The sequence below is a fragment of the Streptosporangium sp. NPDC000509 genome, assembly GCF_042898365.1.
In the GTDB taxonomy this organism is placed as follows: domain Bacteria; phylum Actinomycetota; class Actinomycetes; order Streptosporangiales; family Streptosporangiaceae; genus Streptosporangium.
The window spans coordinates 143,875-158,768 of record NZ_JBIAYX010000005.1; the positions used below are offsets into that span (position 1 = coordinate 143,875).

A 14,894-nucleotide genomic window follows, 5' to 3' on the forward strand; every position below is an offset into this window, starting at 1 on the left:
CCCTCTGACATAGGGTCAAGTCATCGTGAAAAGGATGTAAGGTCCGAAAACCTTTCTCCACATAACGGGAAAATCACGGTAACCTCAACGTCGCGTAGCTCATTCAACGGGGAGGGGGCTTGACGATGCCAGCCGTCGTCAGCGATGCCGAGGTTACCCTGGCCGATGTTCTCTCACTTCGGCTGGCCGTCGACGAACCCTTGGCCGACGGCACCGAACTGGTCCTGCGTAACCGGGCCACCTCGGTCGAGAGCCGGGTGCCGCTGGGCACTCCGGACGCACGGATGCGCAAGGCGGAGCTGGCGGTCTCACTCGCCCCGCTCGCCCTCGGTCCCGGCCGCTGGGACACCTACCTGCAACAGGGCAAGGCGCGCACGCGGCTGCGCAGCGTCGACCCCGGATTCTCCCTCGACCATCTCGAGGCGTACGCGCTGAGCCGCCGCACACTGGCCTACCGCGCCTACCGGACCCGCAACGGCTTCCTCGCCCTGAAGATCGACGACGCCCGGCCGACGGCGGAGGTCCGTTCCGTCTGGTTCAGGGAGGGGCGCTTCGAGGTCACCGGGCTGCTCGCCTTCACCGGCCTCGACGACGACGAGGCGAGGCACGAGGCGAAGCTCGCCCTGCGCCGCAGCCGGCCCGACGCCGAGCTGACCTCCATTGCAACGGTCCAGGGCGTACGCTTCCACGCGGCGCTCTCGCTGTGCGACGTGCTCGCCGCCGCCCCCGACCAGACCGGCACCTGGGAGCCCTCCCTGGAGGTACGCGGCGTGGCCACGCCGCTGCGGCTGGGCTCCCGGCTGGACGACGTCGACGGCAAGCGCCGCCGCCTGCACTACCCCGCCGCGCAGATCGACGGGGTGCCGATCCGTCCCTGCTACACGGCGGACGACGAGCTCAGGATCGAGGTCGGCGGGTGAGGATCTGCCTGCTCACCCCATCCGTCTACGGCATGCGCGGTGACGTACGCTCGATCGTCAACCTCGCGGGAGAGCTGGCAGAACGTCACGAGGTCGAGATCATCAGCGTCCGCCGCCAGCGGGAGAAACCGTTCTTCCCCGTGGCGTCCGGTGTGAAGCTCTCCTGGGTGGTCGACGCCCAGCCGGGAGGCAGATCCCTGCTTCCCCGGGGCCAGATGCGCACCGAGGTCGCCCTCTGGCGGCGGCTGCGCGGGCTGCGGGCCGACGTGCTCGTCAGCACCCGGCCGGTGCTGAGCGTCCAGGTGGCCAGGCACGCGCCGCGCGACATCACGCGGATCGCCCGGGAGTGGGGCCGGCCGCCCGTACCGGGGCCGATCAGGAAGTTCTACCCGCGCCTGGACGCGGTCGCCACCGCCACCGAGACGAGCCGGCAGGAGTGGGACCACCTCCTGGGCGGGAACGTGCCGGTCAACGTGATCCCCGACGCGCTGCCCGCGGGGCCGTGGCCGCGCTCGCGGATGGACAACCGCATCGTCGCCGCCGGAGGGCGTCTGGTGCCGGCGAAGGCACACGACCGGCTGATCCGCGCGTTCGCCGTCGTCGCGGGCAAACGCCCCGACTGGCGGCTGCGCCTGTACGGCGGGGGCCCGGAGGAGAAGCGCCTGCGCGCCCTCGTCGGTGACCTCGACCTGCACAACCACGTCTACTTCATGGGAACGACCTCCGACCTCACCGGCGAGTTCGCCAAGGCGTCGATCGTGGCGAGCACCTCCAGGACGGAGGTGCTCGGCATGGCCGTGATCGAGGCGATGGCGAGCGGGGTACCGGTGATCGCGTTCGGCGGCCCCCGTGGACCGGGCGAGCTCGTGGCCGACGGCAGGAACGGAGTGCTGGTCGCCGAGGGGGAGGACGAGATCGAGGCGTACGCGTCCGCGATGCTCGCGCTCATCGACGACGAGCGGCGGCGCAGGGAGCTGGCCGCGGGGGCGCTGGAGGTCGCGGCGGGCCACGGCGCGTCCTCGGTGGCCGACCGCTGGGAGAAACTGATCGCGGCGACATCCCGCCGCGCCTGACACCGGTACCGTTGGGACATGCATGGGTACAGCGGTGACAAACAGGCTTATCTGACCCGGTTGCGGCGTGTCGAGGGGCAGATCAGGGGCCTGCAGCGGATGGTCGAAGAGGATGCCTACTGCATCGACGTGCTGACCCAGGTCTCGGCCGCCACGCGGGCGCTCCAGGCGGTGGCGCTCGGCCTGCTGGAGGACCACATCGGGCACTGTGTCGCCGACGCCATCAGCGCCGGGGGGCCGGAGGCGGAGGAGAAGGTCAAGGAGGCGTCGGCCGCGATCGCCCGTCTCGTCCGTTCGTGACTAGTCACATGACTATCTTTTCCGACCACGTCCCGGACCCCGTCGAAGGGTCCGGGACAAGGTCTTGGAAACGGTTCTTCCCGAGGCCTCAGCAAACAGCCGAAGCGCTCAATCCGAGCGCGTTGTCGAGCTCCACCGAGGTGAGGGGCCGTTCGCTCATCGCGACGGCGGACAGCACCTCGGCATAGAGCGCGATCTCGTCCAACGCGACACGGTCGTGGACCCTAGAGTCCAGGTCGTCGTGCCCCACCGCGTCGTCCTTCCTTCCGCAGCCCACACCCACTTCGAGGTTACGGCGGGCGGTCATCGGTGCCCATGGCCCATCGGGACCATTCCTCGCCCCGCCCGACACGTCCTCACGGAGGATCATTTCCCGTTTAGGAGATCACAATTCAGCTAATTGTCCGATGCGCAGGGGGCTAGAAGGATATAGGGGGAGTAAGGATGAAATAACTGAATTTGTGGTTTAAGCATACTGATGTGGGTCAGAAGTGGCGGGGGTAAGTCCCTGACACAGGAGGGACCGGGTCGTCGCGCTCGTGCGTCAGACGGTGCACCACCGCCGAGGCCGTCGCGAACCCGCGCTCCGGTATCTCGGTCCCGGTGAGGCGGCACCACGCGAGCCCCGTGGCGTAGGCGGCACCGAGCAGAGCCGCGGCGGCGTTACGGTCCGGCGGGTGCAGCGCGGAAGGCAGCTCGCCCGAGCGCGGCCAGCATCCCCTCAGCGGATGCGAGGCGTCGGTGAGCACCACGTGGAGGATGTGCCGCAGCTCGGGATCCAGCCACGGGTAGAGATGGTCGGCCGCCCTGGGCGCGACACCCGACAGGTCGGCGGCGAGCAGTGAGGCGGCCACCGCCCGCGGGTCGGCGCCCATCGGGGCGAGGAACCCCAGCGACTGGACCAGGTCGTAGAGCGCGTGCTGGAAGTGCTCGCCCGGCGAGTCGTCGGGCAGCGTCATGTGGGGCGGGCAGCGGGAAAGCCACGCGTTCCGCACCGCGTCGTCGCCCTGGTGCGCGATGGCGGGATCCTGACAGGCCCGGCGGAGCAACGGCTCGATCATGGACAGCAGGGCGTCGGCCTTCGGCCTGAACCTCGGATCCGCACGCACCACGGTGGCGGTGTCGGCCATCAGCGCGACCAGCCGCAGGCCCGCCTCGGGGTGCCCGGCCCTGACCCGCTCGCCGTAGAGCGCGACCAGGTCGTCCAGCGAGGTGGGCGGCAGCCAGCGGACCCACTCGTCGCCGGGCAGCGGGCGGGCCAGGAACTCCCCGAACATCGACAGCAACACCTCGTTGCCGTCGAAGGCCGGGGCGTAGGCGCACCACATGAGCGTGCCCCAGATCGCGGCGACGGGACTGGCCACCTCCCCGGCGAAGAGTCCGGCGAACGGCCCGGTGACGGGGAAGTCCTCCCTGCGCCTGCCGCGCTGGGCGATCACCAGCTCGCGGACCCTCTCGGTGATCTCGTACGGCACGTCGGGGCCGACGAACCCCTGGACCGACCCCCGGTCGACGGCGAAGTCGGCGCCGGTCGGTATCAGGTGCTGCATGATCATCGAGGTGACGTTGACCACGTGCGCCGCGGCGCGGAAGCCCCGGTCGGCGGGGGGAGCGGTGAGGTGCCAGCGGCCGTCGGCGGGATCCTGGCGGTACCAGCGGGCGTGGGCGCCGAACAGCCAGCGCCCGCCGTCCGGGGTGGACAGCGTGCGCTGGGCGATGGCCTGGGCGCGTGCGAGCGGCGGCAGCGCCGTCCACCGTGGGTCGGTGACCATGGTCCGCACGTCGTTCTCGACGGCGTCGAACCCATCCCACTGCCACATGCCGGTCATCGGCATTCCGGGGCGAGTACCCACAGCCTGGTGCCACGGGCGGGACGCCCCTGCCTCCCTTCGGTCAAGCGGTCAAGGTCGTTGCCAGGCCCAGCGATCCCCCGATCGGGCCTCGCACGATCGTAAGGCTCTCCCCGCCACCGTGTCGGGGAGCGTGCGCCACGACCCGGGTCGGGAGTCAGACCGGTGGCACGGGGGTCGCGGCCCGGTGGCGGGCCGCCTTGGCGATGTAGCCGGCCGGAGTACCGGCGAACAGGGCGCGGTCGTCGTCGGTGAGCTCACGGACGATCTTTCCGGGGACACCCGAGACGAGCACCCCGGCGGGGATCCGCTTCCCCGGCGCCACCAGGGCACCCGCCGCGATCAGCGATCCCGCGCCGACCCTGGCGCCGCCCAGCACGATCGCGCCGATGCCCACGAGCGCACCGGTCTCCACATGGGCCCCGTGCACCATGGCCTTGTGCCCGAGGCTCACCCGGGGCTCCAGCACGGCGGGCTGACCGGGATCGGCGTGCAGGCAGCACAGGTCCTGGATGTTGCACTCCTCCCCGACCTCGACGTCCTCGTCGTCGCCGCGCAGGACCGAGCCGTACCAGACGTTCGCGGCACGGCCCAGCCGTACCCTCCCGACGACCACCGCTCCGGGGGCGATGTAGGCGTCCGGATGGATCTGCGGGATCGCGTCGCCGTCGAGGGCCGCGATGTAGGGCGTGACGTTCATGTGAACGATGTTACGAGGAGTCGATCTGTCCGGTATTTCCGCAAGCACGTCGGGCGTTCCGGTTGCAGACTTGGGCAGTAAGCAGGAAAGTCGTCTCCTGACGTCTCCTTTTCCGCCACACAACCTCCACGGGTAGTGCTATGACAAACCAGCACGAGAGCTTTCCCGACCTGATGCATGAGGACTCGTTCGAGGTCGTCATGCGCGGCTACAGCCGTCGTCAGGTTCACGACTATATGGACCGCCACCGCCACCAGATCCGCGACCTGGAGGAGCGGCTCGGGCGCGCGATCGACCAGGCCGAACAGAGCCGGATCGAGCTGGCCGAGGCTCGTAAGAGGCTTTCCGACGCCCCGCAGGACTACGACGAGCTCGGCCAGCGGCTCAGCCAGATACTGAAACTCGGGGAGGAGGAGGCCACCTCCAAGAAGCAGGTCGCCGAGGCCGAGGCGATCAAGCTCCGCGACGACGCGGCGATGGAGGCCGAGCGGCTGATCACCTCCGCGCAGGATCGGGCCGAGGGCATCCTGAACGCCGCGCAGCAGGAGGCCGAGCGCCGGGTGGCCGAGGCCACCGCGGCCGCCGAGCAGATGCTGTCCCAGGCGGGCAACGACGCCGAGGAGACGCTCAACGCGGCCCGCGCCGAGTCCGAGGACACCTTGCGCAGCGCCCGCACCGAGGCCGACCGGATGGTCACCTCGGCGCGGAACGAGGCCGAGCGGACGGTCCAGGAGGCCCGCGCCGAGGCCGACTCCACGCTGAGCGCCGCCCGCGCCGAGGCGGAGGCGACCGTGCTCGCCGCCAACAACGACGCGCACTCCACCCTGTCGGCGGCACAGCAGCGCGCCGCCGCCCTGGACGAGACCACCGGCCGCCGGGTCGTCTACCTCACCGACACCCACCACGAGGTCATGCGCCGTCTGCACGAGATGGGCACCGTCCTGGGCGACCTGCTCCACCGTGAGAGTTCGGCGGGACCTCTGATCGACGAGAGCTCCGTGCTGCCCCCGGCCCGCGTCCAGCCGGCGCTGGCCGCCCCCGCCGCGGGGCCTGACGCCGTCTCCGGGGCCGCCTCCGAGGAGACACCCGACGACGTCCACGGCACACCCGGCGCGGCGGACGCCGTCGCGTCCTCCGACGCGGAGGCGTCGTCGGGACAGGCCGGGCCCACCGGATCCGGGGACGCGTCCATGAGCGGGCGGAACGCCGGGTTCGACTCACCCGACCTGGAGTCCGTACGCGTGATCGTGGACGACGACACCGTCGGGGGCGCGGACGAGCGGCGTGGCAAGGGCGAGGACCGTGCCGAGGAGACGCGCGTCGAGGTGTACGACGACACCGACCTCGCCGGCGACACCGACCTCGGTCCGGCCACGGAGAAAACCGGCAAGGACGAGGACAAGTACGCCACCCCCAGAAGAAAGTAAGAGCCCTCGCCCTCGGAGGCATGAGGGGGAACCCGCACGGCCGTGGAGACGTCGGCCCCGAAGACCATGAGGGGCTCGCACGGCCGTGCAGACGGGTGAGGAGACTCGCGGAAGCCTCCGCCCCGACGGGGTGAGGATCAAGCGGAAGCCCCCGCCCCCGATCGGGTCGGGGACTTCCGCGATTGGGGGCCCGGCGCCGGGACCGCATCGGATCCGCTCATCCCGGCACCGGGCGGTCTTCAGGGGTCCGTCTCCGGCTCGGTGTCGCCGGAACGTTCCCGTTGGTCGAGTAGCTGCTCACGCAGCCCTTCCGGATCGTCCGCGTCGATGGTCATCGCGCAGCCGACATCACGCTGGGCGGAGGTCAGCGGGTGGTGGCGGGTTGCCCACCACCGACCCGCGTCGCTCCGCCAGATCGTCCAGTCGGGAAACTCCCGGGCGATCTCAGCGAGATGTCGGTCGAGAGACATCTGTGCACCTTCCCCGCGCCCAGGCCCGTCTGTGCGACGCTCCACCTCTGACGGTGAGGCACTTCTCTAGAGAAATCAATGATCGCGGGGGACAGGTCAACCTATCGGTTGACGGATGGTCTTGATCTATGAGTCGAAGTCGTATTGAAGTACGTAAGAGGCGGCGTCGAGAGTCATCTCGTTCACCTCGACGGCGACGCCGTCCACGGTGCGGGCGACCCGGGCGATCACGATGACCGGGGTGCCCGCGGGCAGGTCGAGCTGGACGGTCTCGTGGGGATGGGGCATGCGGGCCCTGATCTCCTCGGTGAAGTGCGCCGGGGCGTGGCCGAGCTCGCCGAGGCGCGCGTAGACGCCTCCGGGGCCCGTGTCCTCTCTCGTGATCGCGGTTCCGTCCACCAGGAGGGCGGGGAAGTGGGAGACCGACAGTTGCACCGGCCGCTCGTCCACCGAGTAGCGTCGCCTGCGGACCCACACCTCGGAGCTGCCCAGCACTCTGGCCACGGCGTCCTCGGCGGTCTCCCGGTCGATGTCCACCTGGTCCACGGTGTAGGGGCGCCCCCTGGTGTCGGAGTCCCAGATCGCCTCACCGCGCTCCCAATGGTCACGGGAGAGCCGCCGGGAGCCGTGCCGCCTGATGGGGCGGAACTGCCTGACGTACACCCCTGAGCCGCGCTTGGGGACGGCGAGGCCTTCGTTGATTAGTACGGACAGGGCCTGCCTGGCGGTGGCACGGGCTATGCCGTGACTGGCCATCAGGGCGTTCTCGCCCGGAAGCCGATCCCCGTCCCGGAGATCGCCGGACAGGATCGCTTCGCGAAGCCCGTCGGCGATGCGCCGATAGATCGGGGGCTCGGGAGGTACCGGGGAATGCTGCACGTTCGATCACCCTCTGTCACCAACCGGGTTTGGCGTCTCCAGAGAACTTGCCCCGCCTTGTCCACGATCGCACAGATACGGAGGTTGGTATCGTGCTTCTTTTGGGAGGATCGTGCCCGTGTGGCGATCTTAAAGAGTTTTCCCGGTCCGTTACCGTGGAACGGTCCTGACCGGTATTCGTACGGCCCACCATCGGCGCGTGACGGCCGCGGCCAGCACGGCCCCCGCCGCGTTGAGGATCACGTCGTCGACGGAGCTGACCCGCCCCAGGCGCAGGGCGTACTGGAGGACCTCCACGGTGAGCGACGCCCCGGCCGCCACGGCCGCGATCCGGGTGAGCGAGGCGAACCGCGCCGAACGGACGGGAAGCATCGCCCCGAGCGCGGCGAAGACCATGAGGTTCCCCCCGACCTGCACGAACGCCGTCTGTCCCGGTCCGTGAAGTGTCGCCCACAGATCCGAGAACGGAACAAGACTGACGCCGGAGATCCCCGCTCCGGGGGTGAGGATCATCCAGATCCAGGGCGCGGTCCCCGCCACCGCGACCACGTCGGCCAGGGCGGTGCGCGCCGGGAAGGGGTGGCCGGAGCGGGTGCGGCGGAGGGTGAGCAGGCGGACGGCGACGACGACCGCGGGGACCGCGAGCAAGGCCGCCAGAACGACATTCCCCCACTGCTGCCACGCCTGGTGCACAAGACAAATGATGGGGTGCGCGGAGTCCCCTCGGGCGGCCTTCGAGGTTACGAGAAGGTGACCTCCAGGCAAGGGTCGTTCTCATCCTCGTGAGCGGCTCCCCGAACGGCGAAAGGGTGCCCGGGCGCGAGGAGAGGCCGTCGGCGCGTTCGCGCGTACGGAGGCCCCGAGCCGAGGAGGCACCCCGGGGAAGGGAGGCCGGGGCGGCATGTGCCCGGGTGATGCGCCTCAGGGGAGGGTGGACCCTCGCGCGGTACGCGCCAGGGCGATGCGCCCCAAGGAGGGGCGGGCTCCCCGCGTGGTATGCGCCTCAAGGAAGGGCGGGCAACGGGAGGTTGCGTCCGAGGAAGTGCACGGCCTGGTCCCAGGCGGCCCGCGCGGCCTCCTGGTCGTAGAACTGGGGGGCCTCGTGGTTGTGGAAGGCGTGCCCGGCCTCCTCGGCGACGTACACCCTGACGTTCGGCCGGCCGGACGCGGCCTCCTCCACCACGGCGACCCGCTCCCGAGGGATGTAGGGGTCGGAACCGCCGAAGACGAGCAGCAGCGGGCAGGTGATCTTCTCCAGCATGCCCGAGGCGTCGGGGACGGCGGACCCGTAGAACGACAGGACCGCGTCCACCTCGACCGTGGCCGCGAGCAGGTAGCCGATGGAACCCCCGAGGCAGAACCCGACCACCCCGGCCCCACCCTCGGCCTCGGGCAGTTCCCGCAGGTGCGTCAGGGCGACGGCGGAGTCGGCCACCCCCTGGGGGACGTCGAACGTGGAGACCATCTCGACCGACAGGGCCGTTCCCGCGTCGTCGTGGCCGGACACCCAGTTGGGCCGGATCCGCCAGAACAGGTCGGGCGCGCCGACGACGTAGCCGAGCGCGGCCAGGTCCTCGGCGACCTTCCTGATGTACGGTCCCACCCCGTAGATCTCCTGGACCAGCAGGATGACCGGGCCCCGGCCGCTCGGGGGAAGCCACAGGTGCAGGTCGAACGAGCCGTCGGCGACGGTGACCGTCTCGGTGCGAACTTCCACGGGATCCTCCTGCTGGCGTGTCGACCGCCGGCGTTCCGGCGTATGACGGACGAACGGTCGGCGAACCGTATACCCGCCGAACGCGGACAGATGTGCGGTATCGAATCGGCCCCTTTGCCGGAGAACGGATGGTTGGTCGCGCAGGCCCGGAAAACCCGCCGAGTGTGGACGTGTTCCGCCGATAAGGTGCGCCTGTGGACACCCTGGAAAGCCTCGTCATCACCAGGCGGCTTCGAGTTCCCGTCGACGCTCCCGCCGCATCCACCCCGGGCTGGGGAGAGGTGGCCGCACGTCAACTCGACGCCGCTCTGCTGAGCGTCGGCTTCACGTGTTCGCCGGCCCTGCTCGAACGCCTGGCCGGCCTGCCCGGGGAGACGGTGGTCGATCTCGGCGTGCGGGTCCTGGCGGCGGTACGACACCTGGTGGGCGACCATGTCCGGCACAACGCGTACTTCATCGACTTCCCGAAGAACGTGCCCGACACCGTGGAGTTCTGGGCAGGGCTGCTGCGTCAGGCCATGCTCGACCCGGTCGCCGACGCCTCCGTCCAGCACTCGCCGGCGCTCAACCTGCTCACCCTGCCCGGTTACGGCGGCTACCGGCACACCTACGCCGACCTGCTGGGCGCGCACGCCGAGCTCGTCGCGTCGGCCGGCGACCGGGTGACCGTGCTGGAGTTGGGCGCGAGCCTGGAGTCGGAGGCGCGCGAGTGGTACTTCTCGCTGGCGGGCTCGGAGGTGCCGCCGGCGGAGGAGGACCTGGCGGCGCTGCGGTCGCTGGCCGAGTTCTGCGCCGAGGAACCCGACCGTATCCCGGTGCGGGAGAACCGCGCCGTCATCAACCAGGCGCGTCTGGTCGCGGGTCGCCCGCTGCTCGTCGACACGGTGACCGACGTGCTGCGGCTCGCCTGCGGACTCTTCGGCGGCGACGTCACGCTGGCCACCCCCACCAGGTTCCTCTCGTTCCCGCGGGCTCGGCGCAGGGCTCTCCTGCAGGCCCTGGACGCGGTCGCCACCCCGGCCAGGCTCGGCGACGTCTCAAGGCACCGGGAGCAGTGGAAGCGGCTCGGCGAACGACTCCACCCCGGCGAGTATCCGCGGTTCCCGCGCGCCGCACACGTCTTCGAGGTGGCCCGAGGCGTACGCGAGGCGCCCGGTCTCGACAGCCGGGTGGAGGCGGCGCTGTCGGCAGGCCGTACCGGAGAGGCGGTCGAGCTTCTGGAGAGGGCGCCCGGCGCGTTGCTGCGCCGTCTGGACCACCTGCTGCGGTCCGGCACCTCGGTCTCGGCTGTGCTGGACGCCGCGGAAAAGGCCGCGGCGGGCGCTTCCGGCCGGGTCCTGCTGTCGTTGCGCGAACACCTGCAGAACCGGCTCGCCTCCGCGGCCGGGCGGGTCTTCGTCAACCGGAACGGCAGGGCGTGGGCGGCGCCCGACGCCCGCGCTCCGATCGAGGAGACCGTCGTGTCGCGGGCGGTGGCCATCCTGGACGAGGAGATCACCCGGCGGCTTCCCGACCTCGGCGAGCTGGTCGTCGATCCCGAGGTGCTCGACGTCGCCCTGCCGCTGTCGGGTAAGGCCGTCGCGCCCGGGCTGGGCATGTTGCCGCGGGGCTCGCTGTCGGCGGTGGACGGGGAGCTGCTGCGGTTCTTCGTCCACTGGCGGCAGGCCGAGCGGTCCACCGACTACGACCTGTCGGCCCTGATGCTGGACGCCTCCTACGGCGACGCCGAGCACATCTCGTGGACGGAGTACCGCAACAGTTTCGCCGTGTACTCCGGCGACCTCACCGACGCCTCCGACGGCGCGAGCGAGTTCATCGACATCCGTCTCGCCGAGGCGAAGCGGTCGATCATCATTCCGCAGGTGAACATCTACGACGGAGAGGCGTTCGACGAGGCCGCGGAGGCGTTCTTCGGCTACATGAGCCGGGATGCCGAGCAGGAGGGCAGGCCGTTCGAGCCGCGTACCGTGCGCATGAAGTCCGACCTGCGGGGCGCGGGCCGGGTCGCTCTGCCGCTCGTCTTCCTGCGCGGCGACGACGGCGCCTGGCGGGTGAAGTGGCTGCACCTCTATCTGAGGGGGCGCGCCGGCTTCAACCAGGTCGAGGGCAACCGCGTCACGACCTCCCTGCTGGTGCGCTCGATCGTCGAACGTGACTACCTGCGCGTCCGCCATCTGGTCGACCTGCTGCGGCGAAAGGGGACGTCGGGTGGGCACACCACGTACATCGGTTTGCAGGCGCCGGCCGATCTCCCCGAGGGGGCGCGGGTGATCACGCCTGGGACGCTGCACGAGCTGATCCCCGCCTGATACGGTGGCGGTCGCGAGGCCATGGGAGGGCTTCCTTCTCACCTTATGGACAAGTCCAGTCTTCCCGCCTTCCTCGCATTCCGGTCGTGAGGCCGTCCGAGAGCCTCATCGGCGCGGCCGACCGCCCGTCAGATGGTCCTGGCCAGAGCGCGGGAAATGCCCAGGGCGGCGGCCTTGACGGCCGGGGCGAGCCGGGTGGGCTGGAAGCGGGCCAGCGGCACCGAGACCGAGAGCGCGGCCACGGCCACGCCGTCGCCGAACACCGGGGCCGCGATGCAGGCGCCGCCCAGCTGGGCCTCCTCCCGCTCGTAGGCGAGCCCCGCCGCCTGGATCTCGCCGATCGCCTCCTCCAGGCGCCGGGGGTCGACGATCGAATGCGGGGTCAACCGGCGCAGCGGGCGGCCGAGGACCTCGTCGATCAGGTCGGGCCCCGAGTAGGCGAGCAGGGCCTTGCCGATCCCGGTGCACGTCAGCGGGAGGCGCCCGCCGACGCGCGAGGGCAGGGCGAAGGTCTCCTGACCGCGGATCTTCTCGACGTAGACGACGTCGAGGCCGTCGCGCACACCGAGGTGGACGGTCTCGTGGGTCGCCTCGTAAAGGTCGTGCATGAAGGGGAGCGCAGCGTGTCTCAGGTCGCGCTCCAGGGGCACGATGCTCCCGAGCTCGAAGAGGCGGCGGCCGAGATAGTAGCCGTCGGGGCGGCGGGTGATCGCGCCGATCGCGGTCAGTTCGGTGAGCAGCCGGAAGGCGGTGGTCTTGGGCAGGTGGCAGCGCTCGGCGACGTCGGCCAGCCGCAGCGGTCCTCCCGTGGGGCGGAACGCGTCGAGTACGAGCCAGGATTTCTCCAGCAGGGACAGACGGTCGGGGTTCCGTTTCACGGAACCCATTCTTGCCTATGGCCGTTTGCGGCCCTATACCCGTACGTAGTGACCTGAAGGAGTACCTTCCCGAGGAGCAGACTTGTCTGACCAGGTGAACCACTTCATCGGTGGGGTGCCGGTCGCCGAGGGCGCGACGTTCGCCACCCATGATCCGGTGACCGGCCGGCCGGTGCGCGAGGTCCGCGAGGCGGACCGGGGCGTCGTCGACAGGGCGGTCGCCGCGGCCCGCGAAGCCCTGCCCGGATGGGCCGCGCTGCCGGTGGCGGAGCGCGCCACCTGGATGCGCCGCCTCGCCGACGCGATCGAGGAGCGGTTCGAGGACCTGGTGGCGGCGGAGATCGCCGACACGGGGAAGTCGATCACCCAGACCCGCACCCTGGACATCCCGCGCGGAGCCGCGAACTTCCGGTCGTTCTCCGAGATCGCGGCCCAGCACCCGGAGGACGTGTTCCACCTCACGGACGTGCTGAGCTACACCGTGCGCAAGCCACTCGGCGTGGTGGCGGTGATCGTGCCGTGGAACCTGCCGTTCCTGCTGGCGACCTGGAAGCTCGGTCCCGCGCTCGTCGCGGGCAACACCGTCGTGGTCAAGCCCTCGGAGCACACGCCGGGCTCGGTCGCGGTGCTCGCGGAGATCGCCGCCTCGATCGGTCTGCCGCCCGGTGTCCTCAACGTCGTGAACGGCTTCGGCGGCGGCTCCACCGGCCAGTTCCTGGTGGAGCACCCCGGCGTGGACGCGGTCACCTTCACCGGCGAGAGCCGTACCGGATCGACGATCATGAAGGCGGTCGCGGACCGGGTCAAGCCCGTCTCGTTCGAGCTGGGCGGCAAGAACGCCGGGCTGGTCTTCGCCGACGCCGACCTGGACGCGGCCGTCGAGGGAAGCGTGCGGTCGGTCTTCACCAACGGCGGCCAGGTCTGCCTGTGCACCGAGCGGCTCTACGTGGAGCGGCCCGTCTTCGAGGAGTTCACCGCACGGCTGGCCAGGCGCGCCGGTGACCTGCGGTTCGGCCGCCCCTCCGACGAGGACGCCACGATGATGCCGATGATCTCCGCCGAGCACCGGGACAAGGTGCTCTCCTACTACGAGCTGGCCAAGCGCGAGGGCGCCGAGATCCGCGCGGGTGGCGGGGTGCCGAGTTTCGGCGACGACCGCGACGGCGGCTACTACGTCGAGCCGACCGTGCTGACCGGCCTGCCGCACGACTCCCGGGTGAACCGGGAGGAGATCTTCGGCCCCGTCTGCCACGTCGCCCCGTTCGACACCGAGGCCGAGGCGGTCGGGCTCGCCAACGACAGCGAGTACGGCCTGGCTGCGACCGTCTGGACCTCCAACCTGAGCCGGGCCCACCGGGTCGCCAGGTCGCTGGAGGCCGGGCTGGTCTGGGTCAACACCTGGTACCTGCGCGACCTGCGCACCCCCTTCGGCGGGGTGAAGCTGTCCGGCATCGGCCGCGAGGGCGGCACGCGCTCGCTGGACTTCTACTCCGAGCCCACCACGATCACCATCAAGCTGGAGCCTGGACATGACTGAGTGGAGCGAGGCCACCGACGTGCGGGTGGAGGCGGCCGACCGGTTGCTCGACGCGGCCAGGAGCGGCAAGCCGTGCGCCCCGGTGCGCGAGATGCTGCCGAGCGGGAGCGCCGAGACCGGCTACGCCGTACAGGAGATCAACACCAGGCGGGCGCTGGAGGAGGGCAGGAGGCTGGTCGGCAGGAAGATCGGGCTCACCTCCGCCGCGGTCCAGCGCCAGCTCGGCGTGGACCAGCCGGACTTCGGGATGCTCTTCGCCGACATGGCCTATCTCGACGGTCTGCCCGTGCCGACCGGCCGTTTCCTGCAGCCCAAGGTCGAGGCGGAGGTCGCGCTCGTCCTCGGGAGCGACCTGGAGGGTGGCCCGTTCACGGTCGCCGACGTCATCCGGGCGGTCGACTTCGCGCTGCCCGCGATCGAGATCGTCGACAGTCGCGTCGCGGGGTGGGACATCGCCCTCGTCGACACGATCGCCGACAACGCCTCCAGCGGCGCGTTCGTCCTCGGCAACACCCCGGTGAGCCTGCGCGGCCTGGACCTGCGCCTCGCCGGGATGACCATGAACCGGCACGGGGAGGAGGTCTCCACCGGGGTGGGCGCGGCCTGCCTGGGGCATCCGCTCAACGCCGCGGTCTGGCTCGCCGACGCGCTGGGCGGTACGGACTTCCCACTGCGCGCCGGGGACGTCGTGCTCACCGGCGCGCTCGGCCCGATGGTCGGCGTCGAGCCGGGCGACGTGTTCGAGGCCCACATCGAGGGCCTCGGCTCGGTCAGGACGGTCTTCTCGTGAGAGCCCACGAACCTCGCCCTCAGCCGGGAGTCGGCCGCCACCCC

General features: G+C 70.7%; 14 protein-coding genes. 7 read left to right on the forward strand and 7 right to left on the reverse strand.

What is annotated here, in order from left to right:
- The first annotated feature begins 125 nt into the window (after positions 1–125).
- From ACFY3D_RS11390 to ACFY3D_RS11400, 3 genes are read left to right on the forward strand one after another with little or no spacing between them, the layout of a single operon-like run.
- The gene (locus ACFY3D_RS11390) at positions 126–920 is read left to right on the forward strand and encodes a hypothetical protein (protein WP_350943515.1); all 795 of its coding nucleotides are present in this window, start codon (positions 126–128) and stop codon (positions 918–920) included.
- Positions 917–1,993 (forward strand): glycosyltransferase, encoded by a 1,077-nt coding sequence (locus ACFY3D_RS11395; protein WP_350941510.1) that lies wholly within the window; start codon positions 917–919, stop codon positions 1,991–1,993. Before ACFY3D_RS11390 ends, ACFY3D_RS11395 begins: the two co-directional genes overlap by 4 nt.
- Before the next feature lie 18 nt (positions 1,994–2,011).
- Positions 2,012–2,293, forward strand: coding sequence for a metal-sensitive transcriptional regulator (locus tag ACFY3D_RS11400; protein WP_350941509.1), 282 nt, complete (start codon positions 2,012–2,014; stop codon positions 2,291–2,293).
- Between the two features lie 485 nt (positions 2,294–2,778).
- On the opposite strand, the gene ACFY3D_RS11405 is transcribed toward ACFY3D_RS11400, so the two are convergent.
- The gene (locus ACFY3D_RS11405; protein ID WP_389977863.1) at positions 2,779–4,122 is read right to left on the reverse strand and encodes a hypothetical protein; all 1,344 of its coding nucleotides are present in this window, start codon (positions 4,120–4,122) and stop codon (positions 2,779–2,781) included.
- 178 nt (positions 4,123–4,300) lie between these two features.
- A complete protein-coding gene (locus tag ACFY3D_RS11410) occupies positions 4,301–4,843 on the reverse strand; it encodes a gamma carbonic anhydrase family protein (RefSeq protein ID WP_389977866.1) in 543 nt (180 codons plus the stop codon).
- 140 nt (positions 4,844–4,983) lie between these two features.
- Here ACFY3D_RS11410 and ACFY3D_RS11415 point away from each other — a divergent pair, with 140 nt between their 5' ends.
- On the forward strand, positions 4,984–6,270 hold the full coding sequence (locus ACFY3D_RS11415) for a hypothetical protein (RefSeq protein WP_389977869.1): 1,287 nt from the start codon (positions 4,984–4,986) through the stop codon (positions 6,268–6,270).
- Between the two features lie 239 nt (positions 6,271–6,509).
- On the opposite strand, the gene ACFY3D_RS11420 is transcribed toward ACFY3D_RS11415, so the two are convergent.
- The 4 genes from ACFY3D_RS11420 to ACFY3D_RS11435 all read right to left on the reverse strand — a co-directional run bounded on the left by ACFY3D_RS11420 (position 6,510) and on the right by ACFY3D_RS11435 (position 9,336).
- Positions 6,510–6,740, reverse strand: coding sequence for a hypothetical protein (locus tag ACFY3D_RS11420; protein ID WP_350941501.1), 231 nt, complete (start codon positions 6,738–6,740; stop codon positions 6,510–6,512).
- A gap of 126 nt (positions 6,741–6,866) precedes the next feature.
- Positions 6,867–7,619, reverse strand: coding sequence for a GntR family transcriptional regulator (locus ACFY3D_RS11425; RefSeq protein ID WP_350941500.1), 753 nt, complete (start codon positions 7,617–7,619; stop codon positions 6,867–6,869).
- Positions 7,620–7,769: 150 nt separating this feature from the next.
- A complete protein-coding gene (locus ACFY3D_RS11430; protein WP_389977872.1) occupies positions 7,770–8,312 on the reverse strand; it encodes a VanZ family protein in 543 nt (180 codons plus the stop codon).
- A gap of 310 nt (positions 8,313–8,622) precedes the next feature.
- A complete protein-coding gene (locus ACFY3D_RS11435; RefSeq protein WP_389777773.1) occupies positions 8,623–9,336 on the reverse strand; it encodes a dienelactone hydrolase family protein in 714 nt (237 codons plus the stop codon).
- Positions 9,337–9,530: 194 nt separating this feature from the next.
- On the opposite strand from ACFY3D_RS11435, the gene ACFY3D_RS11440 reads away from it, so the two are divergent.
- Positions 9,531–11,645: a hypothetical protein gene (locus tag ACFY3D_RS11440; RefSeq protein WP_389977874.1), complete on the forward strand. Its 2,115-nt coding sequence runs from the start codon at positions 9,531–9,533 to the stop codon at positions 11,643–11,645.
- 128 nt (positions 11,646–11,773) lie between these two features.
- Here ACFY3D_RS11440 and ACFY3D_RS11445 read toward each other — a convergent pair whose 3' ends face one another.
- On the reverse strand, positions 11,774–12,532 hold the full coding sequence (locus ACFY3D_RS11445; RefSeq protein ID WP_362897939.1) for an IclR family transcriptional regulator: 759 nt from the start codon (positions 12,530–12,532) through the stop codon (positions 11,774–11,776).
- Positions 12,533–12,605: 73 nt separating this feature from the next.
- On the opposite strand from ACFY3D_RS11445, the gene ACFY3D_RS11450 reads away from it, so the two are divergent.
- On the forward strand, positions 12,606–14,060 hold the full coding sequence (locus ACFY3D_RS11450) for a 2-hydroxymuconic semialdehyde dehydrogenase (protein WP_389977877.1): 1,455 nt from the start codon (positions 12,606–12,608) through the stop codon (positions 14,058–14,060).
- On the forward strand, positions 14,053–14,850 hold the full coding sequence (locus tag ACFY3D_RS11455; RefSeq protein WP_389977880.1) for a 2-keto-4-pentenoate hydratase: 798 nt from the start codon (positions 14,053–14,055) through the stop codon (positions 14,848–14,850). The genes ACFY3D_RS11450 and ACFY3D_RS11455 overlap by 8 nt, the downstream gene beginning before the upstream one ends.
- The last annotated feature ends 44 nt before the right edge of the window (positions 14,851–14,894 follow it).

Bases quoted from the DNA above. Each gene is read 5' to 3' on its own strand.
- ACFY3D_RS11415 (WP_389977869.1), top strand. From the start codon at position 4,984: ATGACAAACCAGCACGAGAGCTTTCCCGACCTGATGCATGAGGACTCG.
- ACFY3D_RS11410 (WP_389977866.1), bottom strand. From the start codon at position 4,843: ATGAACGTCACGCCCTACATCGCGGCCCTCGACGGCGACGCGATCCCG.
- ACFY3D_RS11420 (WP_350941501.1), bottom strand. From the start codon at position 6,740: ATGTCTCTCGACCGACATCTCGCTGAGATCGCCCGGGAGTTTCCCGAC.
- ACFY3D_RS11455 (WP_389977880.1), top strand. From the start codon at position 14,053: ATGACTGAGTGGAGCGAGGCCACCGACGTGCGGGTGGAGGCGGCCGAC.
- ACFY3D_RS11405 (WP_389977863.1), bottom strand. From the start codon at position 4,122: ATGACCGGCATGTGGCAGTGGGATGGGTTCGACGCCGTCGAGAACGAC.
- ACFY3D_RS11390 (WP_350943515.1), top strand. From the start codon at position 126: ATGCCAGCCGTCGTCAGCGATGCCGAGGTTACCCTGGCCGATGTTCTC.
- ACFY3D_RS11445 (WP_362897939.1), bottom strand. From the start codon at position 12,532: ATGGGTTCCGTGAAACGGAACCCCGACCGTCTGTCCCTGCTGGAGAAA.
- ACFY3D_RS11400 (WP_350941509.1), top strand. From the start codon at position 2,012: ATGCATGGGTACAGCGGTGACAAACAGGCTTATCTGACCCGGTTGCGG.